Source organism: Ensifer sp. 22521 (assembly GCF_052044795.1).
GTDB lineage: Bacteria > Pseudomonadota > Alphaproteobacteria > Rhizobiales > Rhizobiaceae > Ensifer.
This window is the reverse complement of record NZ_JBQENM010000042.1, coordinates 1-26,892: the sequence shown is the minus strand read 5'-3', so window position 1 is coordinate 26,892 and position 26,892 is coordinate 1. Positions and strand designations below refer to the sequence as shown.

Annotated in this window: 22 protein-coding genes, 1 tRNA gene and 1 pseudogene; 14 read left to right on the top strand and 10 right to left on the bottom strand. The window is 62.0% G+C overall.

What is annotated here, in order from left to right; all coding sequences use genetic code 11:
• Window positions 1–154: 154 nt before the first annotated feature.
• Entirely contained in the window at window positions 155–397 is a 243-nt protein-coding gene (locus ACTJKE_RS34450) for a hypothetical protein (RefSeq protein WP_058328167.1), read from the bottom strand.
• 198 nt (window positions 398–595) lie between these two features.
• On the opposite strand from ACTJKE_RS34450, the gene ACTJKE_RS34445 reads away from it, so the two are divergent.
• Window positions 596–925 carry a hypothetical protein gene (locus ACTJKE_RS34445; protein WP_058328168.1) on the top strand — a complete coding sequence of 110 codons (330 nt, stop codon included), beginning with the start codon at window positions 596–598 and terminating at the stop codon, window positions 923–925.
• A 179-nt stretch (window positions 926–1,104) separates the two neighbouring features.
• Here ACTJKE_RS34445 and ACTJKE_RS34440 read toward each other — a convergent pair whose 3' ends face one another.
• Complete coding sequence (locus ACTJKE_RS34440) at window positions 1,105–1,350, bottom strand: hypothetical protein (protein WP_058328169.1); 246 nt, start codon at window positions 1,348–1,350, stop codon at window positions 1,105–1,107.
• 678 nt (window positions 1,351–2,028) lie between these two features.
• Window positions 2,029–2,104, bottom strand: a tRNA-Lys gene (locus ACTJKE_RS34435).
• A gap of 191 nt (window positions 2,105–2,295) precedes the next feature.
• On the opposite strand from ACTJKE_RS34435, the gene ACTJKE_RS34430 reads away from it, so the two are divergent.
• Together ACTJKE_RS34430 and ACTJKE_RS34425 are read left to right on the top strand one after the other, a co-directional pair.
• Complete coding sequence (locus tag ACTJKE_RS34430) at window positions 2,296–3,042, top strand: cytochrome c biogenesis CcdA family protein (protein ID WP_058328297.1); 747 nt, start codon at window positions 2,296–2,298, stop codon at window positions 3,040–3,042.
• A 229-nt stretch (window positions 3,043–3,271) separates the two neighbouring features.
• The gene (locus ACTJKE_RS34425) at window positions 3,272–4,234 is read left to right on the top strand and encodes an AEC family transporter (RefSeq protein ID WP_057255892.1); all 963 of its coding nucleotides are present in this window, start codon (window positions 3,272–3,274) and stop codon (window positions 4,232–4,234) included.
• Here the strand turns inward: ACTJKE_RS34425 and ACTJKE_RS34420 are convergent.
• Window positions 4,202–5,413 (bottom strand): UbiH/UbiF family hydroxylase, encoded by a 1,212-nt coding sequence (locus tag ACTJKE_RS34420; RefSeq protein ID WP_058328171.1) that lies wholly within the window; start codon window positions 5,411–5,413, stop codon window positions 4,202–4,204. The two genes, ACTJKE_RS34425 and ACTJKE_RS34420, sit on opposite strands and share 33 nt — an antisense overlap.
• A 275-nt stretch (window positions 5,414–5,688) precedes the next feature.
• Here ACTJKE_RS34420 and pcsA point away from each other — a divergent pair, with 275 nt between their 5' ends.
• From pcsA to ACTJKE_RS34380, 8 genes are all read left to right on the top strand, one after another.
• On the top strand, window positions 5,689–6,414 hold the full coding sequence (gene pcsA / locus ACTJKE_RS34415; protein ID WP_058328172.1) for a phosphatidylcholine synthase: 726 nt from the start codon (window positions 5,689–5,691) through the stop codon (window positions 6,412–6,414).
• 9 nt (window positions 6,415–6,423) lie between these two features.
• Entirely contained in the window at window positions 6,424–7,401 is a 978-nt protein-coding gene (locus tag ACTJKE_RS34410; protein WP_058328173.1) for a quinone oxidoreductase family protein, read from the top strand.
• Window positions 7,402–7,449: 48 nt separating this feature from the next.
• Window positions 7,450–9,024 carry an ABC transporter ATP-binding protein gene (locus ACTJKE_RS34405; protein ID WP_440660312.1) on the top strand — a complete coding sequence of 525 codons (1,575 nt, stop codon included), beginning with the start codon at window positions 7,450–7,452 and terminating at the stop codon, window positions 9,022–9,024.
• Window positions 9,014–10,108: an ABC transporter permease gene (locus ACTJKE_RS34400; protein ID WP_058322454.1), complete on the top strand. Its 1,095-nt coding sequence runs from the start codon at window positions 9,014–9,016 to the stop codon at window positions 10,106–10,108. The genes ACTJKE_RS34405 and ACTJKE_RS34400 overlap by 11 nt, the downstream gene beginning before the upstream one ends.
• On the top strand, window positions 10,108–11,028 hold the full coding sequence (locus tag ACTJKE_RS34395) for an ABC transporter permease (RefSeq protein ID WP_058328174.1): 921 nt from the start codon (window positions 10,108–10,110) through the stop codon (window positions 11,026–11,028). The genes ACTJKE_RS34400 and ACTJKE_RS34395 overlap by 1 nt, the downstream gene beginning before the upstream one ends.
• A gap of 49 nt (window positions 11,029–11,077) precedes the next feature.
• Window positions 11,078–12,148 carry a BMP family ABC transporter substrate-binding protein gene (locus ACTJKE_RS34390; RefSeq protein ID WP_058328175.1) on the top strand — a complete coding sequence of 357 codons (1,071 nt, stop codon included), beginning with the start codon at window positions 11,078–11,080 and terminating at the stop codon, window positions 12,146–12,148.
• 263 nt (window positions 12,149–12,411) lie between these two features.
• Window positions 12,412–13,155 carry a FadR/GntR family transcriptional regulator gene (locus tag ACTJKE_RS34385; protein WP_057255908.1) on the top strand — a complete coding sequence of 248 codons (744 nt, stop codon included), beginning with the start codon at window positions 12,412–12,414 and terminating at the stop codon, window positions 13,153–13,155.
• A gap of 166 nt (window positions 13,156–13,321) precedes the next feature.
• The gene (locus ACTJKE_RS34380; protein ID WP_058322457.1) at window positions 13,322–14,614 is read left to right on the top strand and encodes a hemolysin family protein; all 1,293 of its coding nucleotides are present in this window, start codon (window positions 13,322–13,324) and stop codon (window positions 14,612–14,614) included.
• Window positions 14,615–14,926: 312 nt separating this feature from the next.
• On the opposite strand, the gene ACTJKE_RS34375 is transcribed toward ACTJKE_RS34380, so the two are convergent.
• Genes ACTJKE_RS34375 through ACTJKE_RS34355 form a run of 5 tightly spaced genes read right to left on the bottom strand, consistent with a single transcriptional unit; the run spans window position 14,927 to window position 20,387 of the window.
• Entirely contained in the window at window positions 14,927–16,138 is a 1,212-nt protein-coding gene (locus ACTJKE_RS34375) for a molybdopterin molybdotransferase MoeA (RefSeq protein WP_113513017.1), read from the bottom strand.
• A gap of 4 nt (window positions 16,139–16,142) precedes the next feature.
• On the bottom strand, window positions 16,143–16,631 hold the full coding sequence (gene moaC, locus ACTJKE_RS34370; protein WP_058328177.1) for a cyclic pyranopterin monophosphate synthase MoaC: 489 nt from the start codon (window positions 16,629–16,631) through the stop codon (window positions 16,143–16,145).
• Window positions 16,631–17,446, bottom strand: a complete 816-nt coding sequence (trpC, locus tag ACTJKE_RS34365; RefSeq protein ID WP_058328178.1) for an indole-3-glycerol phosphate synthase TrpC — start codon at window positions 17,444–17,446, stop codon at window positions 16,631–16,633. The genes moaC and trpC overlap by 1 nt, the downstream gene beginning before the upstream one ends.
• A 16-nt stretch (window positions 17,447–17,462) precedes the next feature.
• A complete protein-coding gene (gene trpD / locus ACTJKE_RS34360; protein WP_058328179.1) occupies window positions 17,463–18,476 on the bottom strand; it encodes an anthranilate phosphoribosyltransferase in 1,014 nt (337 codons plus the stop codon).
• Window positions 18,477–18,494: 18 nt separating this feature from the next.
• The gene (locus ACTJKE_RS34355) at window positions 18,495–20,387 is read right to left on the bottom strand and encodes a peptidylprolyl isomerase (protein WP_112996233.1); all 1,893 of its coding nucleotides are present in this window, start codon (window positions 20,385–20,387) and stop codon (window positions 18,495–18,497) included.
• A 350-nt stretch (window positions 20,388–20,737) separates the two neighbouring features.
• Here ACTJKE_RS34355 and ACTJKE_RS34350 point away from each other — a divergent pair, with 350 nt between their 5' ends.
• A complete protein-coding gene (locus ACTJKE_RS34350; RefSeq protein ID WP_058328181.1) occupies window positions 20,738–22,384 on the top strand; it encodes a Na/Pi cotransporter family protein in 1,647 nt (548 codons plus the stop codon).
• Between the two features lie 10 nt (window positions 22,385–22,394).
• Here the strand turns inward: ACTJKE_RS34350 and ACTJKE_RS34345 are convergent, their stop codons facing one another.
• The gene (locus tag ACTJKE_RS34345; protein WP_440638641.1) at window positions 22,395–24,161 is read right to left on the bottom strand and encodes a hypothetical protein; all 1,767 of its coding nucleotides are present in this window, start codon (window positions 24,159–24,161) and stop codon (window positions 22,395–22,397) included.
• A gap of 244 nt (window positions 24,162–24,405) precedes the next feature.
• Between ACTJKE_RS34345 and glmU the strand changes: the two genes are divergently transcribed.
• Together glmU and ACTJKE_RS34335 are read left to right on the top strand one after the other, a co-directional pair.
• Window positions 24,406–25,776 (top strand): bifunctional UDP-N-acetylglucosamine diphosphorylase/glucosamine-1-phosphate N-acetyltransferase GlmU, encoded by a 1,371-nt coding sequence (glmU, locus tag ACTJKE_RS34340; RefSeq protein WP_440638643.1) that lies wholly within the window; start codon window positions 24,406–24,408, stop codon window positions 25,774–25,776.
• Window positions 25,777–26,025: 249 nt separating this feature from the next.
• Window positions 26,026–26,892, top strand: a pseudogene (locus tag ACTJKE_RS34335) (glutamine--fructose-6-phosphate transaminase (isomerizing)); the annotation flags it as partial.

The following is a 26,892-nucleotide window of genomic DNA, read 5'->3' as shown; positions in this document are numbered from 1 at the left end:
TCAGCGCGAGCTTAAGCATCTACGCAACGCGCGCAATTGTCGATAGTGGTGTTTTGCTGGGAGCAAGGAATCTCTGACGATTATGCGACCGCTCGCTCAAGGCCTCCAGCCGGCGGTCTACCAACCGGCGGCGGGCCTTCCAAGCGCAGGGCAACTATCGCCAGTAGCTTTGCTCGCTGTCGACTGACGATCGGCCCATGACGTAGCCAATCGCAAACGCAAGCAAGCCGACGGCAAGCGTTAGTCCGGCTGCAGTGTACGGGTGATCTGCGGCCCCGACCGCCGCGGCGTTTGCCTCACGGCTCACGGCGTCGGCGGCTGTCTTTGCGACCTTGCGGGGGCCTGTAGGTGGTTCGATGGGTTTTCCGGTGAAGCCCGCTTTCAGATCTTTCGCCACGATGTTTCTCCTTGTGGTGGTCAGGGAAGGAACTGTCGATTCGACAGGAAGTTCCGGAACTGCACGCCTGCGCCGCCGCCATACCGCTCGCCGGGACGGCTCCGATGGTGCCAGACCGCTCGGCCCGCGCGGGGTCCATTGTTCATCGGAGGTTCAGGCTGATCAGCACACAGTAATTGGCAGATAGGAGGAGTTACGATGAAAAAACTCTTATCCGCCTTCGCAGCGATTGGCTTGGCTGCGTCTTTCGCGTTGCCGCTAAGCGCCGCTCCGATTTTCGTGCCGAAACCCGTCCAAGTGCAGACGGACACTGTCGAACTGGTTAAGCACCGGAGTCATCGTCATTGGCGTGCGGATCGCCGGTGGGATCGTCGGTGGGATAGGCGGTACGCCTGCGGTTACTATGGCAGGTGCTACCCCCGCCATTACGGTTACTATGGTGGCTACCGTGACCGCGGCTACTATGGCTACCGCGACTATTACCGCTACCAGCGTCGATCCGGCGTTACGGTCTACTTCGATTTTTAGCGGGAATCGCGTGAGGACATTCAGCAGGTCGATGAGGTCGTCGGCTTGCGCTCGGGCATGACCCCGGCATAGTGGCGAGAATGCACAATGTAAGCTGCCAACGCGCCTCACATTATTGCAGATCAGATAGCCTGCTGGAGATCTTGAACTTAAGTCCAGTGTGATATCCCGAAACGGAGCTAGGCATCCGGGCGATATCGAGGGGCGTCGGAATTCTGCTCCCGCCACATGGCGTCGCCGAACAATGCGGCTTCGTCGCTCAGTCCCTCGCGGAATTGATCGGTGATGTACCGGGCCAGTAAATCGGCGCGTTTTCCATGACGCGGGATACTGCACCAGATGCACACCCGGTCGAACGTCCGTTGGAGCATGTCTAGTTCGTCCGGGGTGATCCGGCTGTTTAGGCCTCCCGCAATCTCCTCCATCGAGACCTCTTGGTTGCCCTGCCGAAAGTGTCCGCGTTCGGATCCAACGCAGCGGATTTGTAGAATCCGATCATGTGTTTCAGAGCGCCGCTCTCACGAACGCCGCCTTGGTAGCAATTGATAATGCGGCTTGCGATCGCCTCAGCGGCCTCACTATTCCGCGACAGGCCGAGCCCACACAGGACGTCCTTAAAAATCTGGTCTATCTGGTCGATTTCGTGGGGGAGAAGCATCTTCGAATTGGTCGTCGGAGACATCGCGCGACCTCCTATACTGGGGCGAAAGCGTGATGATCTTCCAGCCGCCGAGGCCCTCATCTACGCCCGCGATGGTGCGATTATGAGCCGACACTGCGGCAATGCAACTAGACGGAAGTTGCGGGCCTCGGGGTGAGCGTCGCCAAAAAAGCGCGCTACGGATTTCTCGTTGTGACAAAGCTAGTGCCAAATGTGTGCCAAAGCCTCCGCCGCGCCACATCCAAGTGGCAACTTCCGGGCGCATGCAAGGGTCTCTGGAGCCTACGGCTCTGAAGGCGTTCCGCCCTCATGTTTTCGTGAGACCATTTTGATACCGGGAAGGGCGGGAAGCGCCTGAAAAAGCCCGGAGAATAAGGGAAAGCATGTTACTGCTGGGGCGCATGAAAAAGGGCTAGGAATGGCCATAACCCCTTGAATTCGTTGGTGAGCGCGCAGGGATTCGAACCCTGGACCTACTGATTAAAAGTCAGTTGCTCTACCGGCTGAGCTACGCGCTCCCTGGCCGCGGCTGTTAAGCCCGGCGGAAGTGGGCGGACATATGCACGCGTGTTTCCTGTCGGTCAACCGAAAAATTGCGGGTTTTGTGAAGAAACGGTGCATGGCGCAATGATCGCCAAAAGGTGATTGGTATCATCATGATCCTGCGGCTAAGGAATGGCCCAAATGCCGCATGCCGGAGTTCTTGCCGTTGTCGATCGCCGATATTTCCATCTGGACCGCCATTCTTGCCGGCGCCCTCTCGTTCCTTTCCCCCTGCGTCCTGCCACTCGTGCCGCCCTATCTTTGTTACATGGCGGGCGTTTCGGTCGACCAGTTTCGTAGCGGCGATGCGGCGACGGTCGGAAGCACCCGGCGTGCGGTCCTGCCGGCGGCGCTGTTGTTCACGCTCGGGTTCGCAACTGTCTTTGTGGCCCTTGGGGCAGGGGCCTCGTCGGTCGGCATGCTGCTCAGGCAGCATATGGATCTCCTGTCGCGCATCGGCGGCGTGATCATCATCATCATGGGCCTGCATTTCCTCGGCGTGTTCAAGATCGGGCTGCTGGCGCGCGAGGCACGCTTCCAGGGCGGCGGCAAGCCGGCGACGCTCTCCGGCGCCTATATCATGGGGCTAGCCTTCGCCTTCGGCTGGACGCCCTGCATCGGTCCGGTGCTAGGCACGATCCTCGGTGTTGCCGCTGCGCGCGACACCGTGTCTGACGGCGCCATGCTGCTGGCCGTCTATTCGCTCGGGCTTGCCATTCCGTTCTGGATCGCGGCTGGCTTCTCTGGCGCCTTCATGCGCTTCATGTTGCGCTTCCGCCGTCATCTCGGCCTGGTCGAGAAGCTGATGGGCGGCCTGCTGGTGCTGGCGGGCCTCGCTTTCCTCTTCGGTTTCATCAGTTCCGTCGCCATCTGGTTCCAGACGACCTTCCCGATCCTGATGAAAATCGGCTAGGGCACACCCTCGTATTTCGGAATCACTTTTCCTAAGGGGCCAGCCTAATCGTCAGGCCGGTTCATGGGCTAGGCGTGCGAAGGCTACTGCGTGTTTCGTTTAATCGTACCCGATTAAAGTACAAAAACATGCTGCAATTCAAAGTGCTACAGCGACCTTTGCGCGTCTGGTAAGACGCGCGGCGCTGTATAGGTGCCGGCGCGGGGAAGTGAAAGATGCGAGGGGAAAGATGACGGAAATCGCGGGCCTGGTGATGCCGTTCTTCGGCCTGATCTTTCTCGGCTATCTGACGGCGCGTTTCGTCCAGCATCCGGGCGAGGCAATGGGGTGGCTCAACACCTTCATCATCTATCTCGCTCTGCCGGCACTGTTCTTCAAGCTCGTCTCACGCACGCCGATCGAGCAGCTGGCGCGCGCCGACTTCATCCTGACGACGGTCGGGGCGACTTACATCGTGTTCTCGCTGATCTTTCTCATCGGCGTCTATATCAGGCGCAACTCCATTGCGGAGGCGACGATCCAGGGCTTCGGCGCCGCCTATGGCAATATCGGCTACATGGGCCCCGGCCTGGCGCTTCTTGCTTTGGGTGATGCGGCCGCGGTGCCGGTTGCGCTGATCTTCAGCTTCGAGAATGCAGCCCATTTCGCCGTCGCGCCGGCGATGATGGCGATATCAGGCGGCCGACAGGAAAAACCGCTGGTGTTTGCCGCAAGTGTCGCGCGCAAGATCATCCTGCACCCGTTCATCCTTGCGACGCTCGCCGGCGTCGTCGCCGCCTTCTTCGCGGTGCAGCCGCCGGTGCCGGTTCAGCGGCTCATCGATTATCTCGCGCAGTGTGCAGCACCTTGCGCGCTCTTTGCCATGGGCGTGACACTGGCGCTGCGCCCGATCAAGCGCATTCCCGTCGAGATCGGCTACATCGTTCCGGCCAAGCTGCTTTTACATCCGCTCGTCATGTTCACGGCCATGAGCCTGACGGGCAACTATGATCCGATCTGGGTGCAGACCGCGGTGCTGCTGGCAGCACTACCGACGGCAACGAACGTCTTCGTCATCGGCCACCAGTATGGCGTATGGCAGGAGCGGGCCTCGGCGACGATCTTGATCACCACCACGCTGTCGGTCGCAACCGTCACCGGCCTGCTTTACCTGATCCGCTCAGGCGCTCTTCCGCCCGATCTTTTCCCGTAGGCTATCCCTAAAGGCGTGAAGCGCGCTGCCGGGATGAACGCCTTCGCGCATCAGCAGGCTGCGGAGCGGCCCGACGGCGGAAAGCACATGCAGCCCGAGCGCGCGTAGCGCCTGCACCGGCAGGAAGCTGGAAAGCAGCGAGCGATTGAGCAGGTCCACGCTCGCCGTGCGGCTGATGATGTCCGGCCGGCGGCGGCTATCGAAACGATCGCCGATATCGCCGGAAAGCGTTTCTCCACTGGCCGTACCGATGATATCGACGAGCGTCATCACATCGCGCAGGCTGAGGTTGAGGCCTTGGGCGCCGATCGGCGGAAAGGCGTGGGCGGCTTCGCCGAGGAGCACGACACGCCCCTTGCCGAAGCGCTGCGCAGTCATGCCCGAGAGCGGGAAGGATTGCGGCGTGCCCTCGACCGTCACCTTGCCGAGAATCGATTGCATCTGGTCCTCGACCGCGCGGGAGAGTGCAGCAAGGTCCAGCGTCAGCGTTTGTGCGGCCTCGTCGGGTTTGCGCACCCAGACGAGGCTGGAGCGGTTGCCGGGCAGGGGAACCTGGGTGAAGGGGCCGCTTTCGGTGTGGAACTCGGTCGAGATGTTCTGGTGCGGCAGTTCGTGCGCAAAGTTCAAAACGACCGCCGTCTGGGGATAGGACCAGGTGCTGACGGAGATCTTCGCGGCTTCGCGCACCGGCGAGCGGCGACCATCGGCGCCGACGAGCAGATGGGCACTGCATTGGCTGCGGTTTGCCAGCTCGATCGTCGCGACAGTATCCGAAAGGTCGAAGCCGATTGCGGAGGTGGCGATGCGCGTCAGCGTCGGGCTCTCTTCGGCCCGCTGGCGGAGAATGTCGATGAAAGGCGCGTTCGGGATGTTGTAACCAAAGGCGTCGAGCCCGACTTCCGAGGCGCGGAAATTGACCGGCGGCGCACGCAGCAGCCGGTTGGTTCCGTCGAGAATGCGCATGGTCGAGAGCGCTGCCGTCAGCGGCTCTACCTTTTCCCAAAGGTTGAGCTTTTTGAGATACTCGATCGATTGGTCCATCAGCGCCGTGGTGCGTCCGTCGGCGACCGCCGGCTCTGGACCGATCAAGGCGACGTGGTAACCGGCGTCGGCAAGCGCGATGGCCGCGAGCGATCCCGCAAGACCTGCACCGATGATGGCGATATCGTAGTGATCCATGAGGCAACCAACCTTTCACGCACGCTTCGAGGCGTCTTGGCCGAGCCTCGATCATACCTCTAGTCGCGGGCGAGAGCGAAATAAATGGGTAGAATCAGCGCAGAAGCAATTTGCAAGTGTCCACAGGACAATGGGGCTGCAGGAAGCGACCGAGCTTGAATTTTAGTGGCGATGCGTTGCAAAGGGTGCATATTACGCGCAATGCGCCGCAGAGCGGTTGAGGCGGGCTTCCGGGTCCGTACGGGGAAAACAGCAGGGGTGGGCGGCGTCCGCAGATGAAGTTCTTTAACTACAAACGAGTTCCCTACGCCGAGATTCGCGCCTTTTCCGTGCATATCTTGACCGCCTCGGGATCGTTTCTTGCTTTCCTCGGCGTCGTTGCGGCGGCCGAGCACCGCTTCGTCGATATGTTCTGGTGGCTGGGCCTGGCGCTGCTCGTCGATGGTATCGATGGGCCGATCGCCCGCAAGGTCCGCGTCAAGGAAGTGCTGCCCAACTGGTCGGGCGACACGCTCGACAACGTCATCGACTACGTGACCTATGTCCTGCTGCCGGCCTTTGCGCTCTATCAGAGTGGCATGATCGGCGAGCCATGGTCCTTCGTGGCGGCGGGTGCGATCGTCGTCTCGAGCGCGATCTACTATGCCGACATGGGCATGAAAACGGACGAATACTTCTTCTCGGGCTTCCCCGTCGTCTGGAACATGGTGGTCTTCACGCTGTTCGTCATCCAGGCGAGCGAGGTGACGGCGTCGATCGTCGTCTTCGTCTCCGTGGTGCTCACCTTCCTGCCGATCAATTTCCTCCACCCGGTCCGCGTCCAGCGTTTGCGGCCGCTGAACCTCGGCGTCTTCCTGGTCTGGTCGGCGCTGGGTGTCTATGCGCTGCTCCTGCATTTTGCGACACCGGCCTGGGTCGTGACCGGTTTTGTCGTGACAGGCATCTATCTCTACGTGATTGGCTTCGTGCTGCAGATTTTTCCAAGTCTCGGCCAGAAATAGGAGCAGGCAATGGCACAGGCGATTGTGGTACGCGAACTCGGTGGACCGGAGGTCCTGAAACTCGAAGGCGTCACCCTCTCGCCGCCGGGGCCGGGCGAAGTGCAGATCCGCCAGGTTGCCGTTGGCCTCAACTTCATCGACGTCTATTTCCGCACCGGCCTCTATAAATCCGCCTCTGGCCTGCCTTTCGTGCCGGGCAAGGAGGGCGCGGGCATCGTTACGGCGGTTGGCGATGGCGTCAGCCTCTTCTCCGTTGGTGATCGCGTCGCCTATGCCTCGGCCGACGGCGCCTATGCCAGTGAGCGCAATGTCGATGCCTCCCAACTCGTGAAAGTGCCAGACGGCATCACGCTCGAGACCGCAGCGGCGATGATGCTGAAAGGCATGACGGCGCAGTACCTGCTCAACCAGACCTATCAGGTCGGTCCGGGCACGACGATCCTGTTCCATGCGGCCGCCGGCGGCGTCGGTCTGATCGCTGGCCAGTGGGCAAAGGCGCTTGGCGCGACCGTGATCGGCACTGCGGGCTCGCAGGACAAGATCGATCTGGCCCTGGCGCACGGCTACGACCACGTCATCAACTACCGCACCGACAATTTCGTCGCGCGGGTGAAGGAATTGACCGATGGCCGCGGTGTTGATGTCGTCTACGATTCCGTCGGGCGCGATACCTATCCGGCGTCGCTGGACTGCCTGAAGCCGCGCGGTCTGTGGGTCAGCTTCGGCAATTCGTCCGGTCCGGTGGAAGCGTTCAGCATCGGCATTCTGGCGCAGAAGGGATCGCTTTTCGCGACCCGCCCGACACTCTTCGGTTACGTTGCCACGCGGCCTGCGCTGGAAGCGTGTGCAAATTCCCTGTTTGATATTGTGCAAAGCAACAAAGTGCGTATCAATATAAATCAGACTTATCCGCTTGCCGATGCAGGGCGGGCGCATACGGATCTCGAGACAAGAAAAACAAGTGGAACAACACTGCTGATTCCGTGATCGAAGCCTTAAGGCGGACGCGGATCAACAGAGGGGAAAGAGGGCAGCGTGCCTGTTGAGGGAGTAGCGGCGAACGGTCACCTATTGGCTGTGAGCAACCTGACGAAATTGTTTGGCAGCTTCGCGGCCTGCAATGGGATCAATCTGCAGATTGAACAGGGCGAAATCCACGCCCTTCTCGGCGAAAACGGTGCCGGAAAATCGACCCTGGTGAAGATGCTGTTCGGCGTATTGGCGCCGACGGCAGGAGAGATCCTTTGGCAGGGCCAGAGCGTGCGCATCGCCAATCCCGCCGCCGCGCGCAAGCTCGGCATCGGCATGGTTTTCCAGCATTTTTCGCTGTTTGAGGCGCTGACCGTCGCCGAAAACATTGCGCTCTCCATGGATGCGAATATCTCGCTCGCGAAGGTGGCGGAAGAAGCTTCGCGCCTGTCGCATGCCTACGGCTTGCCGCTCGACCCCAAGGCGCATGTTGCCGATCTTTCCGTGGGCGAGCGCCAGCGGGTCGAGATCGTGCGGGCGCTGCTGCAGAACCCGCGCCTCATCATTCTCGACGAGCCGACTTCGGTTCTGACGCCGCAGGAAGCCGATCGCCTGTTCGAAACGCTCTACAAGCTGAAGGCGGAGGGCCGCTCGGTTCTCTATATCAGCCACCGACTCGAGGAAGTTCAGCGCATCTGCGACCGCGCGACGGTGCTGCGTCACGGCAAGGTGACCGGCGCCTGCGACCCGAAGGCGGAGACCCCGTCGTCGCTGGCGCGCATGATGGTTGGAAGTGACGTCGCGGCCGTGACGGCCGAAGGCACGAGCGCCAAGGGCCAGGTGCAGCTCGAGGCGCGGCATCTGACGGTTCCGGCCCGCACACCCTTTGCCGTTTCGCTGAAGAACATCTGTCTCAAGGTCCACGCCGGCGAGGTGCTGGCAATCGCCGGTGTCGCCGGCAATGGCCAGGGCGAACTCTTCGATGCGCTGTCGGGCGAGTATCCGGTCGTTGACGAGAATGCCGTACAGATCCGGCAGAAGCCGGTCGGCAACAGGAACATCAATGCCCGCCGCCTGATGGGCGCGGGCTTCGTTCCCGAAGAGCGCCACGGCCATGCCGCCGTATCGGCGCTGCCGCTCTCGGACAATCTCGTGCTTGCCCGCAGCCGTTCGGACGCCAAGGCATTCCTTGGTGGCGGTTTCCTCAAGATCATCCGCCGCGATGCGGTGACGAGTGCCACGAAGCGCATTTCCGAGGCGATGGATGTGCGCAAGAGCGGCGAAGACCCGCCGGCGGGCTCGCTGTCGGGCGGCAACCTGCAGAAGTTCATCGTCGGCCGTGAGCTTGATCGGCAGCCGAGCGTGCTGGTCGTCAATCAGCCGACCTGGGGTGTCGATGCCGGCGCCGCCAGCCGCATTCGCCAGGCGCTCGTTGACCTTGCCAAGGCGGGCTCGGCTGTTCTCGTCATCAGCCAGGATCTGGACGAGATCTTCGAGGTGGCGACGGAAATCGCCGTCATCAGCGACGGGCGGCTCTCCGATCCCTATCCGGCGAAAGAACTCTCGCGCGAAAAGATCGGCCTGCTGATGGGCGGCATGTACGGCAAGACGGAAGGCACGGAGGCCGCACATGCGCATTGAACTGGAAAAGCGCGCCAAGGTCTCGACGCTGTTTTCGATCCTGTCGCCGTTCATCGCCTTCCTGCTGACGATTGTCTTCGGCGGCATCATGTTCGCGCTGCTCGGCAAGAACCCGGTGATGGCGCTCTACAGCTTCTTCGTCGAACCGTTGAGCGAGGTCTGGTCGCTGCACGAACTGGCGATCAAGGCAGCCCCCCTGATCCTGATCGGCGTCGGGCTTTCGGTCTGCTTCCGCTCCAACAACTGGAACATCGGTGCCGAGGGCCAGTTCATCATGGGCGCCATCGCCGGTTCGATCCTGCCGGTGGTCTTCTACGACTGGCAGTCGCCGCTGGTGCTGCCGCTGATGATGCTAATGGGCATGCTCGGCGGCGCTTTGTTTGCGGCAATTCCCGCCTTCCTCAAGGCGCATATGAACACCAATGAAATCCTGACGAGCCTGATGCTGGTCTATGTCGCTCAGCTCTTTCTCGACTGGCTGGTGCGTGGCCCCTGGCGCAACCCGGGTGGGATGAATTTTCCGGAGACGCGCACTTTCGCCGTCGATGCGATCCTGCCGGAGATGATCGCCTCGGGACGGACCCATTGGGGCTTCGCTTTCGCCATCATCGCGGCAGTCCTCATCTGGTTCATGATGCGCTACACGCTGAAGGGCTTCGAGATTTCCGTTCTCGGCCAGTCGGAGCGGGCAGGGCGCTTTGCGGGTTTCTCGTCGCGCCGCATGATCTGGTTCTCGATGCTGCTTTCCGGCGCCTTGGCTGGGCTCGCCGGCATATCCGAGGTCAGCGGTGCGATCCAGCAGCTGCGCCCGGTCATCTCGCCCGGCTACGGCTTCACCGCGATCATCGTCGCCTTCCTTGGTCGCCTCAATCCGCTCGGCATTGTGGCCGCCGGCCTGGTGCTCGCCTTGACCTATCTCGGCGGTGAAGCGGCGCAGCTTTCGATCGGCGTTTCCGAAAAGGTGACGCGCGTCTTCCAGGGATTGCTGCTCTTCTTCGTGCTCTCCTGCGACACCCTCATCCACTACCGCATCAAACTGGTCTTCGACCGGCTGACCGCGACAAACACCGAGGTGAGCCGCTGATGGGTATTGTCGAAGCGATCCTCTTGAGTGTCATCACCGCCGCGACCCCGCTGGTGCTCGCCGCGATCGGCGAACTGGTGACGGAACGCTCAGGCGTTCTCAACCTCGGCGTCGAAGGCATGATGATCATGGGGGCGGTCTCCGCCTTCGCGATCACCCAGATTACCGGCTCGCCCTATCTCGGCATGCTTGCAGGTGTTGCCTGCGGCGCGATCTTCTCGCAGCTCTTCGCTTTCCTGACGTTGACGCTCGTGGCAAACCAGGTGGCGACCGGCCTTGCCCTGACGCTGCTCGGGATCGGCGTTTCCGGCATGATGGGCGAGAGTTTCCTCGGCCTTCAGGGCATCAAGCTGCAGCCGATCACGATACCGCTTCTGGCGGACATTCCGGTTATCGGTCCGCTGCTGTTCCGACAGGACATCATCTTTTATCTATCGATTGCGATTGTCGCCGGCGTGCACTGGTTCCTGTTTCGCAGCCGCGCCGGTCTCAAGCTCAGGGCTGTCGGCGACAGCCACGCTTCCGCGCACGCGCTCGGCGTCGACGTCATCCGCACCCGTTATCTGGCCGTCATGTTCGGCGGCGCTTGCGCCGGCCTCGCCGGTGCGCAGCTGTCGCTCGTCTACACGCCGCAATGGGTGGAAAACATGTCGGCGGGGCGCGGCTGGATCGCGCTGGCGCTGGTGGTCTTTTCTTCCTGGCGGCCCTGGCGGCTGGTGGCCGGCGGTTATCTCTTCGGTGCGGTCTCGATCAGCCAGCTGCATGCGCAGGCCTTCGGTCTGGGTATTCCCTCACAGCTCCTTTCATCGCTTCCCTATGTGGCGACGATCGTCGTGCTCATTCTCATTTCGCACAACCGTCGCATGACCTTGATCAATACACCGGCATCGCTCGGCAAACCGTTCGTGCCGGACCGCTGATTTCAAGAATTTCAGACAAACGTTTCTCAAACCGACAGGGGTAAAAAAAATGAAGAAACTACTGCTCGCTCTCGCAAGCACCGCGGCGGTGATCGGCTTCGCCACGGGTGCCAGCGCTCAGGAAAAGGCCAAGGTCTGCTTCGTCTACGTCGGTGCCAAGACCGATGGCGGCTGGACCCAGGCGCACGACATCGGCCGTCAGGAGCTGGAAAAGCAACTCGGTGACAAGATCGAGACCCAGTATCTTGAAAGCGTGCCGGAAGGCCCCGATGCGGAGCGCGCAATCGAGCGCCTGGCACGCTCGGGTTGCGGCCTGATCTTCACGACGTCGTTCGGCTTCATGGATGCGACCATCAAGATCGCGCAGAAGTTCCCGGACGTGAAGTTCGAACATGCCACCGGCTACAAGACCGCGCCGAACGTCGCGACCTACAACAGCCGCTTCTATGAAGGCCGCTACATCCAGGGCCAGATCGCCGCCAAGATGTCGCAGAAGGGCGTCGCCGGCTACATCGCATCCTTCCCGATCCCGGAAGTGGTGATGGGCATCAACTCCTTCGTCATCGGCGCGCGCTCGGTAAACCCCGACTTCAAGATCAAGGTCGTATGGGCAAACACCTGGTTTGACCCCGGCAAGGAAGCCGACGCCGCCAAGGCGCTGGTTGACCAGGGCGTCGATATCCTGACGCAGCACACCGACACGACGGCTCCGATGCAGGTTGCCGCCGAACGTGGCATCAAGGCGTTCGGCCAGGCTTCCGACATGATCAAGGCTGGCCCGGAGACGCAGCTGACGGCCATTGTCGACACCTGGGGCGCCTATTACATCAAACGCACGCAGGCTTTCCTCGACGGCAAGTGGGAAACGACATCGAGCTGGGACGGCCTGAAGGACGGCATCCTGACGATGGCGCCCTACACCAACATGCCTGATGACGTGAAGAAGCTGGCCGAGGAAACCGAAGCCAAGATCAAGTCGGGCGAGCTCAAGCCCTTCACCGGCCCGCTGAAGAAGCAGGACGGCAGCGAATGGCTCGCAGCCGGTGCAACGTCTGATGACGGCACCCTGCTCGGCATGAACTTCTACGTCGAGGGCGTCGACGACCAGCTGCCGAAGTAAGCGGCTGCACAGAAGTGAAGTTGTGCAAACCCCGCCGCGTGGCGGGGTTTGTTCGTTTCAGAATGGGGTATGGCAAGCCTGTGCGGCTACGATCGGACATCGTTTGCCAACGCCGATTTCGCTTGTCTTTCCGGGGGCTTTCCGGAATCGGTCGATCAAACTACACTCGTTTGCGCAAGTTTGGGCAAACGTCGGCGGCGCTTCGCAGCACCGATATCCGTGTGTCGGCAAAGTCAGGCAGGGGAGTGCCTGGAGGAGATGGATTGAACAGGAGTTTGCTGGAAACCGTTGTGTCCGGCTCGCGCAAACGCACGAGCCATGCGCATGTCGTCGATCAACTTGGAAAGGCGATCATATCCGGCGAGTTTCCTGTGGGCTCGATCCTTCCAGGAGATCCGGAGCTCGCCGCGCGCTTCAAGGTGTCGCGAACAGTACTGCGCGAGTCCATGAAGACGCTTGCCGCCAAGGGGCTGGTCGTGCCCCGTGCCCGCATCGGCACGCGCGTAACGCCGCGCAACGACTGGAACCTGTTCGACAGCGATATCCTGACCTGGCATTTCGAGTGCGGGGTCGATGAAGATTTTCTCTACCACCTGAGTGAAGTGCGCCTCGCCTTCGAACCCCATGCAGCCGCCCTGGCCGCGCGAAACGCTTCGGAAGCGGAAATCAGCCGTATGATGCGGCTCGCCGTTGCCATGGGCGAAGAGGGACACACGGCAGAGAGCCTTGCCGTGGCGGATCTGAAATTTCACCTGGCGGTCGCCGAAGCCTCCGGAAACCCGTTCATGCGGACGGTCGGCGGGCTGATTGAAGCGGCGCTGGTTGGCGTCTTCAAGCTGAGCTCGCCTGTCGCCGAAAGGGGCGGCATCGACGAGGTCGCCCGCAACCATATCCGCATCGTTGAGGAAATCGGCCGGCGCGACGAAGTCGGCGCCCGGCTCGCGATGGAGAATGTGATCAAGATCGGTCGCGAGCGGGTCCGCAGCGCCTTGCATAACCGCGCCTGAGTTCAGCTTCTCCGGGATTGTTCGAAATCCCGCTATTTGATGATCTCCAATGTTCAGCAGATCGCATAGATTTCAATGCTTGCGCTTGCTCAGATCGCCCGCTGGCCTTATCTGGTGATTGGTCGTTCCCAGCGGAGCGGCTTTCGTCAACGGTGATCTGGAGACCATGTCCGAATTTTTTGTCATTTTCGTCCTGCTTTTGATTAATGCATTTTTTGCTCTCTCGGAAATGGCAATCGTCTCGGCAAGCAAGCCAATGCTTCGCCAGATGGCAAAACAGGGAAACACTCGCGCCGAGGTGGCGCTGCGGCTGGCGGAAGATCCCGGTAAATTCCTTTCCACGGTACAGGTCGGCATTACGCTGGTCGGCACGCTGGCCGGCGCCTATGGCGGTGCGACTATCGCTGCCAAGATCGCACCGACCCTCGATGAAATCGCCTGGATTCATCCCTACGGAAATACGGTCGCCGTCGCGCTCGTCGTCACCCTGATTACGTTCCTCTCGGTCGTGATCGGCGAGCTTATCCCGAAGCAACTGGCACTGAAGAATTCCGAAGCGCTGGCGATGTTCGTCGCGCGCCCGATGCATCTTCTGTCGCGGATCGCGGCTCCGATCGTCTATCTGTTCGAAACGGCCGCATCGGTCGCCATGCGCCTCCTCGGCATGCGTCCGGATGATCCGGACCATGTAACGGAGGAGGAAGTCCACGCGATCATGGCCGAGGGTGTCGAAAGCGGCGCGATCGAGAAGTCGGAGCACGAGATGCTCCGCCGCATCATCCGGCTTGGCGACCGCAACGTGAAGTCGATTATGACCCACCGGACCGAGGTGAGCTTCATCGACGTTAACGACAGTCTGGAGACGGTGGGCCGCAAGATCGGCCAATTCAACCATTCCCGTTATCCGGTGGTCGATGGACCGAGCGGCGACGTGCTTGGCGCAGTCCTGGCGAAGGAGGTCCTGAACGCCCCGACCTCCAGTCCGTTCGATGTGCGCAGGTACATAAAGGAAATCCACACCTTGCCGGAGACGGCTTCCTGCCTGAAGGCACTGGAAGCCTTCAAGTCGTCGAGCATCAATTTGGCGATGATCGTCGACGAATATGGAAGCACCGAGGGTATCATCACCATTGCCGATATCCTGGAAGCAATCGTCGGCGTGTTGCCGTCGAACTACGACGACATTGAACACGCGCTGATCCGTGTGCGTGAGGATGGCAGCTACCTCGTCGACGGCCGCACGCCGATCGACGAAATTCACCTGACGATCGGCATCGAAGGCATCGATGCCGACGGTAACTTCGAGACGATCGCCGGTTTCCTGGTACAGCAGCTGCGCAAGACGCCGGAGGAGGGCGATATCGCCATCGCTCACGGCTACCGGTTCGAGGTAATAGACATGGATGCACGCCGGATCGACAAGATCCTGGTCAGCCGAAGCGACGAAGCGGCTAACTGATACAGTCCATGAAACGTGTCGAGGGGGCCGGGGACGCAGTTGCTCTCGGCGCGAGGCGGTAGCGTCGCTATGGACTGCCTCACCCGCCGCAAATGCAAAAGGCCGGGCTAAACCCGACCTTTTTCCAGATCACCGCGGGTCCGCTAGTACATCCGTAGTCGGAGGTCCTCGGCGATGATCAAGTAGCTTCCTTGTACAGAGCTATGATGTCGGCGCCATGACACCAGCCACGGCTCCGGAAGAAATGAGTCCGCCCAGTATCGGCGACGCTTCGCCCGCAGTCCGCGGATGCCAGCAGAATTGATGCGCGGTTCAGCGAAGCCTGAGGATATCGCAGGATGCGCCCTGGGGTGCTTCTGCAGCGTGCGGCCGGCGCACGATCAGGCAGTCGGACTGGGCAAAGACTTTCATCATCGACGAGTCCTGCCGCGAGAACGGATGGGCAATAAGGTCACCATCCTCACCCTTAGTGAGCCGCGCGCGCACATAGTCCTGCCTGATGTCGTTGGCGGGCAAGGCGCTTGCAAGTTTCGCTGTCGTCATGCGTTCGCGGAACGGTAGCTGTGCGAGCTTGCGTGTCAGCGGCTCCAGGAACAGCAGCGCGCAAACGAGGCTCGAGACTGGGTTGCCGGGGAGGCCGAGCACGGTCGTACCTCCGAGCTTGCCTACCATCAGCGGCTTTCCCGGCCGCATGGCGATGCGCCAGAAGTCGAGCGTCATGCCGCAGGAAAGTAGAGTTGCCTGAACCAGGTCATGGTCGCCGACCGACGCGCCGCCGAGCGTGACAAGCACGTCGACATCGGCAGCTTGAGCCCGCGCGACCTCGGCGGCGATCGCCTGCTGGTCGTCGGCGACAATGCCAAGATCGATGACCTCCGCGCCATTGTCGCGCGCGATTGCCGCGACGCCGAAGCTGTTCGAGGCGATGATCTGGTCCGGCCCCGGCTTGCTCCCCGGAGGCAGAAGCTCGTCGCCGGTCGCAAGGATCGCGATCTTCGGCCGCTTGAAAACGGGGAGATTCTCGTGGTTCATGCCGGCGGCCAGTGTCAGCCGCCCGGCATCGAGTACGTCGCCAGCCGATAGCGCCGTTTCGTCCCGAGCGAAGTCCTGTCCGGCCAAGCGGATGTGGCGGCCCTTGCCGGGCACGAACTTGGTGCGGATCCGGTCTTCCGGCCGGCGCTCGGTATCTTCCTGGATGATGACCGTATCGGCACCGGCAGGCAGGGGTGCTCCGGTGAAGATGCGGACGGCCTCTCCAGGCCCCACCTCTCCCTTGAAGCCATGGCCGGCAGCCGATTGGCCGATCACAATAAGTTCCGCGCCAACGGTCTCGATATCCTGATGGCGAACCGCATAGCCGTCCATTGCCGAATTGTCGAAGGCGGGATGAGTGACGAGTGCCGAGATATCCTCGGCAAGGACGCGGCCGACAGCGTCGTGAAGATCGACACGCTCTGCCAGTGGTCTCGGGGTTGCGCTGTCGAGAATTCGGTCGAGCGCATCTTCGACGGACAGCAGCGACATGACTTCAGTTCCCTTCGCGCCGAAAGTCGCCGGACCGACCGCCGGACTTGCTGACCACCCGGATCCCGCCGATCTCCATCTCGCGGTCTGCGGCCTTCGCCATATCGTAGATGGTAAGACACGCGACGCTCACAGCCGTCAACGCTTCCATCTCGACGCCCGTGCGGCCGGTGAGTTTGGCGAGTGCCTCGACCCGGAGGCCGGGAAGCGTGGGGTCGGGCGTGATGTCGACGGCAACCTTCGTCAGCATCAGCGGGTGGCAGAGCGGGATGAGATTGGCGGTTTGCTTGGCGGCCATGATGCCGGCGAGCCGCGCCGTGCCGATGACGTCGCCCTTCTTCGCATCGCCTTCGAGAATGAGCGTCAGCGTTTCCGCCTTCATGCGCACATGGCCCTCGGCGACCGCAATGCGCACCGTCTCGGCCTTGTCGCCGACATCCACCATGTTCGCTTCGCCGCTGCCACCAAGATGCGTGAGCGTCGGGTTACCCATCACTCGGCCGCCAACGTGTTTGCAGCGCCGGTCAGCAGGGTACGCGTTGCCGCTTCCACATCGCTCTTGCGCATCAGGCTTTCGCCGACGAGGAAGGTGGTGATGCCGCTCTTTTCCAGGCGCTGGCAATCCTCATGGGTGAAGATGCCGCTTTCACCGACCAGCAGCCGGTCGGAAGGGACCATGCCTGCTAGCTGCTCCGAGACGGCGAGGTCGACCTCGAAGGTGCGCAAATTGCGGTTGTTGATGCCGACGAGGGGGGAGGCCAGCTTGAGCGCCCGTTCCATTTCCTCGCCGTCGTGCACTTCGACCAGTACATCCATGCCAAGCTCGAAGGCCGCATCTTCAAGGCGGCGGGCGTCGTCGTCGCTGAGCGAAGCCATGATCAGCAGGATGCAGTCCGCGCCCCAGGCCCGAGCCTCGAACACCTGGTAGCTGTCGAACATGAAGTCCTTGCGCAGTGCCGGCAGGCCGCAGGCCGCGCGTGCGGCTTCCAGGAAGGCCGGTGCACCTTGAAAGCTCGGCGCATCCGTGAGTACCGAGAGACAGGCGGCACCACCCGCTTCGTAGGCCCTGGCAAGCGCCGGCGGGTCGAAGTCCGGGCGAATGAGCCCCTTGGATGGGCTTGCCTTCTTGATCTCCGCGATCAGCCCGAATGTGCCGGCCGACTGGCGCGCGGTGAGCGCCGAGTGAAAACCACGCGGCGCAGACTGTTCGGCGATACGCGCCTTGAGTTCGGAAAGCGGCGTCTGTGCTTTCGCGGCTGCGATCTCGTCGCGCTTGTAGGCTTCGATCTTGCGCAGGATATCCGTCATCGTTGCCGATCCTTCTTCAGGCTGCGTTCGAAACGCTGATCAGGCGCTGCAGCGCCATCTTGGCGCCGCCGCTCGAAAGCGACTGGCGGGCGAGTGCCATACCCTCGCCGAGGTCTTTCGCCCGTCCGGCTATCATCAGCGATGCCGCTGCATTGGCAAGGGAAATGTCCCGATAGGGGTTCTCGGCGCCATCGAGCACGGCCTGGAGCGCAATGGCATTGTGCGCGCCGTCGCCACCCTTCAGTACATCGAGCGTCACGGTCGGAAGGCCGAAATCGGCCGGCGTCAGCGTGAAAGTCGAGATCTTGCCGTCTTCGAGGGCAGCGACCTGCGTCGTCCCGGTCGTGGTGATCTCGTCGAGGCCTTCGCCGTGAACGACCCAGACATTTTTGGAACCGAGATCGCGCAGCACTTCCGCGAGCGGCTGCACCCACTGCGGCGCATAGACGCCGACCAGCTGTCGCTTGACGCCCGCCGGATTGGAGAGCGGGCCGAGCAAGTTGAATATCGTGCGCGTGCCAAGCTCCACCCGCGTTGGGCCGACGTGGCGCATTGCCGAATGATGCTGCTGTGCGAACATGAAGCCGACGCCCGCCTCGCGAATGCACTGCGAGATAGCTTCGGGGCCGATGTCGAGCTTGACGCCGAGGCACGAGAGCGCATCGGCGGTGCCCGACTTCGAGCTCAGCGCGCGGTTGCCGTGCTTGGCAACCGGTACACCGGCGCCGGCGACGATGAGCGAAGCGAGCGTCGAGATGTTGTAGGTGCCGGCGCCGTCGCCGCCGGTTCCGACGATATCGATGGCATCATCAGGTGCATCGACCGGCAGCATGCGGGCACGCATGGCGCCGACCGCGCCGACGATCTCATCGACCGTTTCGCCGCGCACGCGCAGCGCCATCAGGAAGCCACCGATCTGCGATGGCGTCGCGGCCCCCGACATGATGATTTCGAAGGCGGCACGCGCGTCTTCGCGGTTCAGCGCCTCACGGGCGGCCACCTTGGCGACGAATGGCTTCAGATCACTCATCGTTTGTTTCCTCGAAGCCTATCGTTGCGCAATTGCGGTTTCGCCGAGCGTCTGGTTGATCGTCACGCCATAGGCGGCCTGCAGCGTGGCGACCATTTGATCGACAATATCTGCACCGCTGACGCTGGCCAGAGCCTCGATCTGACGGCTATCGTCCTGCAGGGCATCCGTCGGGCCGCCATCCTCGACCGCCGTCACCTGCAAGAGCACCTGTCCCTCGCCACCGATGCCGGTAGCGTTGGTGACAAAACCGTTCGGGCCCGAGAAGGCAGCGACGACAGCCGCCGGGCTAAGGGCGGCGTCCGAAGTGGAGCGCATCAGGCCGGACTTCGTTTCGACGGCGAGGCCGAGTTCATTGGCAATGTCGGCAAGCTTTGCACCCTGCGCGAGACGCTGCTTCAGCTCACCGGCCCTCTTGGCAAGTGCTGCGCGCTGCTGTTCGGCCATCCAGTCGGCGCCGACTTCGTCGCGAGCCTCGTCCAGCGTGCGATCACGCGCGGGGGTAACTTCATCGAGGTCGAACCAGACATAGCCGTCGCGGCCGACATTCACGGGCAGGGTTTCTGCGCCGACATCCGCCTTGAAGACTTCCTGCAGAAGGGCTGCCTGCTCCGGCAGACCGGCAACGTCGTCGCCGTTCTTGTCCTTGCCGGTTGCATCGATCGCATCGATGGTCACCAGCTTCAGCTTGAGCTGGTCTGCCACTTCCTTGATCGGAGCCCCGGAAGCGCGCTCGTCCTCGATCTTGTCGTGGAGGCGCATGACTTCTTCGCTCGCCGCGGAAAGCGCGATGTCCTTGCGCAGCTCTTCCTTGACTTCGTCGAAGCTGCGCACCGCTTCCGGCCGGATATTCGTCACGCGGAGAATGACCGGGCCGAAGGCGCCGTCGACAACCGGAGATACGCCGCCGTCTGCGGCAACGGCGAAGGCCGCCTCGGCGACCTTGGCATCGGGCACGCGATCCTTGCTGAATTCGCCGAGAAGAACGTCCGCCGACGTCTTGCCTTCGGCCTTCACCAGATCGTCGAAGCTCGTGCCGGAGGAGAGCTTGGCCGCTGCGGCGTCAGCCGCTGCACGCGACGGGAAGGTAAGCTGCTCGATGGTCCGCGTCGCAACGGTGCGGAAGCTCTCCTTGCGCCGGTCATACTCGGTGCGCATCTCATCTTCCGTCACGGCTGCGGTGTCGGCGACGTCGCCCGGCTCGAGCTTTACATAGCTGACCTTGCGGTATTCCGGGGCGCGGTAGTTTGCCTTGCGGCCATCGTACCAGGGCGTCAGCACGTCGTCGCCCGGTGCCTTCACAGCGTCGATATTGGCGTTCGAGAGCAGCAGATAGTCGACCGTCCGCTTTTCGTGGCGGTAGGCGCCGATCGCGTCGGTCAGGACCTTGGGAGCGGCATAACCGTCCGAGAGGGCATCGACGATCTGCGAACGGATCGCGGTCTGGCTCTGGCTGTTGATGTAGTCCTGTTCGCGCAGGCCGGCGTTGCGCAGAACGCTGGAGAACGTCAGACGGTCGAACTGGCCGTTGACGCTGTGGAACGCCGGATCGTCGGCGATCAGCTTGGCCAGCCGGTCCTGCGACAGCCCGAGGTTCATGTCGTCTGCAAGCTGGTCGAGAGCAGCGCCGGCGACGACCTGCGAATAGACCCGCTGTTCGATGCCGAAGGCGCGTGCCTGTTGTGGCGTCAGCCGCGTGCCGAGCTGGCGGGAGGCCTGAGCCAGCATGGTTTCATAGGTAAGCCGGAACTCCGGCGCCTTGACCTTGACGTCGCCGACGACCACCACCGCATCCGATTGGTTCGTCATCGTCAGAGATGAGCCGCCCCACACCATGAACGACAGCACGAGAATGACTAGCAGGCCTTTGACAACCCAGGTCTGGGCGGCAGTTCTCAGGAATTCGAGCATGGGGGCAGAAACCTCGTTGCAATGCGGCGGCCATTGGCCAAAACGAATTCGTTCCTTAAAACAAACGAAACAGGAAATGAAGGGTTGTTTGCCGCAAATTGCGCACGCTCACGGGATCGTTGGTCGATCCCGATCGCCCGGTTTTCAGCGCTTGCTACCGGCGCACTGCGACGCGCGGGTGAGATCGCCGGTCCGCCTGCCAACCCGTCGGGCGCGAGCAGTACAATCCATGTCGGATTCATTAGCCGGCAATCGAAATTTATCTGTCAGATTGTGTCGAATACGCCTTGGAACTGTGGTTCTGTTGCAAGGCAAGGGGCGATTCTGAAGACCCCGCAGGAAGGCATGCCATGCAGTCGACAATCGTGATGGTCAATCTTTTTGGAGCGGTCGCACTGCTGCTCTTCGGCCTGTCGCTCGTCAAGGATGGCGTGACACGCGCCTTCGGTGCGCGCTTGCGCGCCGGTCTCGCGCAAGGAACCAACGGGGCCGTGCGCTCGTTCGCGACCGGCCTTGTGGCGACGCTGGCCCTGCAGAGTTCGACGGCCACCGCCTTGATGACCGCTTCCTTCGTGGAGAAGGGGCTCGTGCGCTCGCGCATGGCGCAGATCGTGCTCCTCGGCGCCAATGTCGGAACCGCCGTGACCGCCTGGATCGTTGCGACCGGCATCGAGTGGCTGTCGCCGCTCGTGATCCTTGTCGGCGTGGTTCTGCACCGTGCCAGCCGTTCGAATGCCCGCCAGGGTCTCGGGGCGGCCCTTGTCGGCATCGGCCTCATGCTGCTGTCGTTGCATCTGCTGGGCTCGGCGACCGAGCCGATGCGTGATTCTCCGGCGCTTGCGGCGTTCCTTGGCATGCTCGACAGCGCCTGGCCCGTCGCGCTCATCATATCTGCCGGGCTTGCCTTCGCTTCATCTTCCAGCCTGGCGGTCGTCATGCTGGTCCTGTCACTTTCGTCCGCGGGCATTCTTACCGTGGGGCTGACGGTGGCGCTCGTGCTTGGCGCGAACCTCGGAGGAGCGATCCCGCCGGTCATGGCGACCCTGGCTTCTGCCCCGTCCGCGCGCCGCGTCACCCTCGGCAATCTCGTTATTCGTGCGGTCGGCTGTTTGATCGCGTTGCCGCTGACCAGCATGAGTGTCGAATTTCTGCAGAGCCTGCCGCTGCCGCGCCAAAACCTGCCTGTCGATGTCCACCTTGCCTTCAATCTCGCCGTCGCGATCCTTGCCTGGCCTTTTGCCGGGCTATTGTCGCAACTGATGGTTCGCTTCATTCCCGATACGGAGACGGAAGAGAGCGGGCCGCGCTATCTCGATGAAAATGCCCTGCACACCCCGGTCATGGCGCTTTCCGGAGCGACCCGGGAGGTGCTGCGTGTGGGCGATCTGGTCGAGATGATGCTGATGCGCGCAGCCAATGCCTTCGAGAACAACGATCTCTCCGATATTCGCGACATCGCCAAGTTCGAAAAACAGGTCGACCAGCTGCAACAGGAAGTGAAGATCTTCCTGTCGCGCTTGGGGCGCGATGGTTTGAGCCAGGAAGACGGCCGGCGCTCGATCGTCATCATCGACTACGCCATCAACCTCGAGCATATGGGCGACATCATCGAGAAGGGGCTCTGCGAGGAGATCGCCAAGAAGGTCAACAACGGTCTGAAGTTCTCGGAGGAGGGCTATCAGGAGCTGAAAAGCCTGTTCAATCTTACGATCGACAATCTTCGTGTTGCCCAATCCATCTTCGTCAGCCGCAATGCCGACCTTGCCCGCCAGCTCATCGAGGTGAAGGTGAGCGTTCGTCACATGGAGAAGCGTTCGGCCGAGCGGCACATCGAGCGGTTGCGCGACGGGCTGGTTCAAAGCCTGCAGACCAGTTCGCTGCATCTCGACATGTTGCGCGATCTCAAGCGCGTCAACGCGCATATCGCGTCCGTCGCCTATCCGATCCTGGAGGAGAGCGGGCTTTTGACCGAAAGCCGTTTGCGGCCCGAACCCTAGTCGTCAGATCTCAAGAGCCGCTGGCGGCGGGCGCCGCGGCCTTTAATTCATTGCGGATGAAGGCGTCATAACATTTCGTCAGCATCACTCGGGTGTGGCCGGGCTCGAGGCTCAGCTGATAGAGCGAAAGCAGCATGCGGTTTACGTTGGTGACCGGACAAGTCGGCACGAGCGCGATGTCGAGTGACCGGATGGCGGCGCGGACATTTTCATCCGGCGGAGGGATTGCGCGGAACGGATCGGCACCGATGGCGACATGTTCCGGCGCGCGGCGATCCATCAGCCAGGGAAAAGGATTGGTGAAATCGATGTTGAGGATCGTCTCGAAACGCACGCCGTTTGCCGCTTCATAGGTATGCATCGCCTCGATGGCTTCATCCACATTCTTCAGCCAGCCGGCCTGGAAATCGAAATCGCTGTAAAGCAGGAAAGACGGCAGCTCGCCGGCATCCGCCAAGGCATCGAATGTGGGGCGATGCGCCGCATAGATATCGCGCAGGCGCTCGGCGCGCAGTGCGAGAATCGGCCGGAGATTGACTGCCCCCATCGTTTTGAGGTTTCGGCTCTCGAGCGGCACATTGTTGACGGCGCCGATCCAGGCGCGAGCGCTCTTTTGAACAATGGCGGTGGCCGGCGGCAGGGCCGCCGCCAGGGCAAGAATGGCCACTGTGATCGCACGTGGCTTGGGCGCGGCACCGCTGACCGCGTCGACGACGATCTTGAGCAGCAAAGGCAGTAGAAAGATAAAGGCCTGGCTGCCGGTGTTCTGGCTTTCGAAAAGAATGCCGGCGAAAACGAAGGCCGCCAGCCAAAGGAACGATTGGTCGAAAACGTCCGCGAGTACCGATGCAGAGGGGTTCCCGCCAAGCTGTCGCAAGGACCGCGCAAAGGATAGAAGGTGCGCCACGAAAAGCACCAGCGCGAGCAGTCCGGCCGGAATCAGCAGGCCGGCATTGAGCGACGCTGCCTGCAGCAGACGCGGCAACAGGCTGCCGTCATTGACGGCCAGCAGCGCAAGGATGTCGTCGATATAGGCAGACACCGCGCCCATCGAAATCTCGACCACGCCTAGCACGGCGAAGAACAGCAACGCTGCGGCTACCGCTGATTTGAAGGGGATACGGCCTGCAGCAAATGCCATCAGGCAAAGAACCGTGCCGGCGATAACGCCCGTGATCTTCACGAAAAAGAGAGCGGCCATCGCCCCTGCAACGACGACCACGAGAATACGACGGTCGCGAACATGAACCAATGCCGCAGCCAGCACGTAGAGGAGCTGGCAGACCTGGCGGTTGTAGATGCCGAAGCCATCGGAGCCGGGGTAGGGGTAGAAATCGCCGGTGTTGAACGGCAGCACCGAGAAGATCAGGAACGGCAGCAGGATCGCATAGGCCAGGAGCGCCGAGCGCTTTTGCACGTCGAAGACGACGAGCGCGATCGCCGGCCCGGTGACGAGCAGCAAACACCAACTCGCCAGCAACAACGGCTGGCCGTTGGGAAAGATGCCCTGCAGACCCGTGAACAGGTAGTAGCCAAGCGCGCCAACGGGGGTGAAGAAGTCGACGGACGGCACTTGCCCGTCTTGTATGCGGTTGGCGGCATCGAGGTAAAGGTAGTGATCCCAGAACATCGGGCCGATCGGTTGCGGGATCGTGATGGAGAGCAGGAGCGCGAGCACGCCGAGGGTGACGACAAGCAAGAACAATGGTGAGCGGACGAAGGTAAGGGCCACGCTCACCTGTCGTGCCTGTACATCCAGTTCGGTGCGGCTATGCATTGCGGTTTCGTTCCCCCCGGGGAGCGATGCACCCGCACTGCTTGCTGACACAGGCTCCGCGCCTTCTTATGCCATCATCCGGTTTTAAGCCGGTTAATGCGACGTGATTGTGAGAATTATGCTTCTCGCAATATCTTGGCGATACCACAGCGCCGAATCGTGCGTGATTTTGTACTTGAGGCGATTTCGATTTAAGAAATTGTGCAGGAGGCGTCTGCCTCGGAAAGACCAAGGAGACTATTGTATGGAACGGACGTGCCTGGCCATCATTCTGGCTGCGGGTGAAAGCACGCGGATGAAATCGTCCATGTCGAAGGTGCTGCATCCGGTCGCCGGCCGGCCGATGATCGCTCATGTCGTCCAGGCGCTGGCAAGCGCTTCGATTTCCGATATTGCCCTGGTGGTCGGTCGCGATGCGGAATCGGTTTCGGCGGCGGCCGATGTCGGCGGCGTGTCGGTCTCGTCCTATCTGCAGAAGGAACGGCTGGGCACGGGTCATGCAGTGCTGGCCGCGCGTGACGCTATAGCGAAAGGCTATGACGATCTTCTCGTCGTCTTCGGTGATACGCCGCTGATCACGCCGGAGCCGCTGAAGGCCGCCCGTGATGGCCTTGCCGCCGGCAACGACGTGGTGGTGATCGGCTTTGAGGCGGCGGATCCGAGTGGGTATGGACGTCTGATCGTGAAGGACGGTGCCTTGCTCGCCATTCGCGAGCATAAGGATGCGACCGAAGAAGAACGCCGGATCACCTATTGCAACGGTGGACTGATGGCGATCGACGGGCGCAAGGCGCTCGATCTGCTCGGGCGCATCGGCAACGCCAACGTCAAGGGCGAGTATTACCTGACGGATCTCGTCGAGATCGTGCGCGAGATCGGCGGACGGGCGATCGCCGTCGAGGCGCCTGAGGAGGAGCTGACCGGCTGCAATACGCGTGCCGAACTCGCCTTCATCGAGCGGCTCTGGCAGCAGCGCCGGCGCCACGAACTGATGTTGTCGGGCGTATCGATGATCGCACCGGAAACGGTGTTCCTCGCCTGGGATACGGTGCTTGAGCAGGATGTGTTGATCGAGCCGAATGTCGTCTTCGGTCCCGGCGCGCGCGTCGAGAGCGGCGCGATCATCCACGCTTTCTCGCATGTCGAGGGCGCGACGGTCCGGGCAGGGGCGACAGTTGGCCCCTTTGCCCGACTGCGCCCGGGCGCCGATCTTGGCGAAAACTCGAAGGTCGGCAATTTTTGCGAGGTCAAGAAGGCTGAGATCGGCGCCGGCGCCAAGGTCAACCACCTGACCTATATCGGCGACGCCTTCGTCGGCGCGGGTTCGAACATCGGGGCCGGTACCATCACCTGCAACTATGATGGCGTGAACAAGCATGAGACCCGGATCGGCGAAAATGCCTTCATCGGGTCGAATTCGTCGCTGGTCGCGCCGGTGACGATCGGCGATGGGGCTTTGGTTGCCTCGGGCAGCGTGATTACCGAGGACGTTCCGGCAGATGCCGTTGCCTTCGGCCGCGCGCGCCAGGAGATCAAGCCGGGTCGGGCGCGGCTGCTGCGCGAGCGCTACCAGGCTGTGAAGGCGGCCAAGAAAGCTGCGAAAACGGCCGAGTAGATCTACGGCGCCGCGCGCCTAATCGGATGCGCAAAGGTCGCTGTGGCGCTTTGATTGCTGCATGTTTTCTTGCCTGAATCGGCTGCGATTCAAGGAAGCCTGCAGAGCGTTAAATACTGAAACCGAAAGTGAAATCGGGGCGGATTGCCTCGCCTGACAAATGCTTTACCAAGGCAGCGCAACGGGCGGGACATCCGCCCTCATCGGCTGAGGCGCCACGACGGGCGCGGGGACAAATCGGAGACGACTATGTGCGGTATTGTTGGCATCGTTGGCAACCAGCCGGTATCGGAGCGCCTGGTCGATGCGCTGAAGCGCCTCGAATACCGCGGCTATGATTCCGCCGGCGTTGCGACCATCAATGGTGGAGCGTTGGAGCGCCGGCGTGCCGAGGGCAAACTCGTCAATCTCGAGATCCGGCTTCGCGAAGAGCCGCTCGCCGGCACGATCGGCATTGCGCACACGCGTTGGGCAACCCACGGCGCGCCGACAGAGCGCAACGCCCATCCGCACTTCACCGACGGTGTCGCCGTCGTCCACAACGGCATCATCGAGAACTTCGCGGATTTGAAGGACGAACTGATTGCCGACGGCGCCAAGTTCGAGACGGACACCGACACCGAGGTCGTGGCACATCTGCTCTCCAGGTTCCGCCGCGAGGGCCTTGGCCGGCGCGAGGCGATGCATGCGATGCTGAAGCGGGTCACCGGCGCCTATGCGCTCGCCGTGCTCTTTGAGGACGACCCGTCGACGATCATGGCGGCGCGCAACGGACCGCCGCTGGCGATCGGCCACGGCAAGGGCGAGATGTTCCTCGGCTCCGACGCGATCGCGCTTGCGCCCTTCACCAACGAGATCACCTATCTGATCGATGGCGACTGGGCGGTGATCGGCGCAAACGGCGTGCATATCTTCGATCTCGCCGGCAATGCCGTCGACCGTCCGCGGCAGATCTCGTCGGCCGCCTATATGATCGACAAGGGCAACCACCGGCATTTCATGGAGAAGGAGATCTATGAGCAGCCGGAGGTGATCGCGCACGCGCTCAGTCACTACGTCGATTTTGCCGGCAACCGCATCAAGGCACTCGGCGGCACGATCGATTTTGCCAAGGTC

Excerpts from the sequence above, each read along its gene's own strand:
- ACTJKE_RS34445 (WP_058328168.1), top strand. The coding sequence starts at position 596 with ATGAAAAAACTCTTATCCGCCTTCGCAGCGATTGGCTTGGCTGCGTCT.
- ACTJKE_RS34440 (WP_058328169.1), bottom strand. The coding sequence starts at position 1,350 with ATGGAGGAGATTGCGGGAGGCCTAAACAGCCGGATCACCCCGGACGAA.
- ACTJKE_RS34425 (WP_057255892.1), top strand. The coding sequence starts at position 3,272 with ATGACGGAAATCGCGGGCCTGGTGATGCCGTTCTTCGGCCTGATCTTT.
- ACTJKE_RS34420 (WP_058328171.1), bottom strand. The coding sequence starts at position 5,413 with ATGGATCACTACGATATCGCCATCATCGGTGCAGGTCTTGCGGGATCG.
- pcsA (WP_058328172.1), top strand. The coding sequence starts at position 5,689 with ATGAAGTTCTTTAACTACAAACGAGTTCCCTACGCCGAGATTCGCGCC.
- ACTJKE_RS34410 (WP_058328173.1), top strand. The coding sequence starts at position 6,424 with ATGGCACAGGCGATTGTGGTACGCGAACTCGGTGGACCGGAGGTCCTG.
- ACTJKE_RS34400 (WP_058322454.1), top strand. The coding sequence starts at position 9,014 with ATGCGCATTGAACTGGAAAAGCGCGCCAAGGTCTCGACGCTGTTTTCG.
- ACTJKE_RS34395 (WP_058328174.1), top strand. The coding sequence starts at position 10,108 with ATGGGTATTGTCGAAGCGATCCTCTTGAGTGTCATCACCGCCGCGACC.
- ACTJKE_RS34390 (WP_058328175.1), top strand. The coding sequence starts at position 11,078 with ATGAAGAAACTACTGCTCGCTCTCGCAAGCACCGCGGCGGTGATCGGC.
- ACTJKE_RS34380 (WP_058322457.1), top strand. The coding sequence starts at position 13,322 with ATGTCCGAATTTTTTGTCATTTTCGTCCTGCTTTTGATTAATGCATTT.
- ACTJKE_RS34375 (WP_113513017.1), bottom strand. The coding sequence starts at position 16,138 with ATGTCGCTGCTGTCCGTCGAAGATGCGCTCGACCGAATTCTCGACAGC.
- moaC (WP_058328177.1), bottom strand. The coding sequence starts at position 16,631 with ATGGGTAACCCGACGCTCACGCATCTTGGTGGCAGCGGCGAAGCGAAC.
- trpC (WP_058328178.1), bottom strand. The coding sequence starts at position 17,446 with ATGACGGATATCCTGCGCAAGATCGAAGCCTACAAGCGCGACGAGATC.
- trpD (WP_058328179.1), bottom strand. The coding sequence starts at position 18,476 with ATGAGTGATCTGAAGCCATTCGTCGCCAAGGTGGCCGCCCGTGAGGCG.
- ACTJKE_RS34355 (WP_112996233.1), bottom strand. The coding sequence starts at position 20,387 with ATGCTCGAATTCCTGAGAACTGCCGCCCAGACCTGGGTTGTCAAAGGC.
- ACTJKE_RS34350 (WP_058328181.1), top strand. The coding sequence starts at position 20,738 with ATGCAGTCGACAATCGTGATGGTCAATCTTTTTGGAGCGGTCGCACTG.
- ACTJKE_RS34345 (WP_440638641.1), bottom strand. The coding sequence starts at position 24,161 with ATGCATAGCCGCACCGAACTGGATGTACAGGCACGACAGGTGAGCGTG.
- glmU (WP_440638643.1), top strand. The coding sequence starts at position 24,406 with ATGGAACGGACGTGCCTGGCCATCATTCTGGCTGCGGGTGAAAGCACG.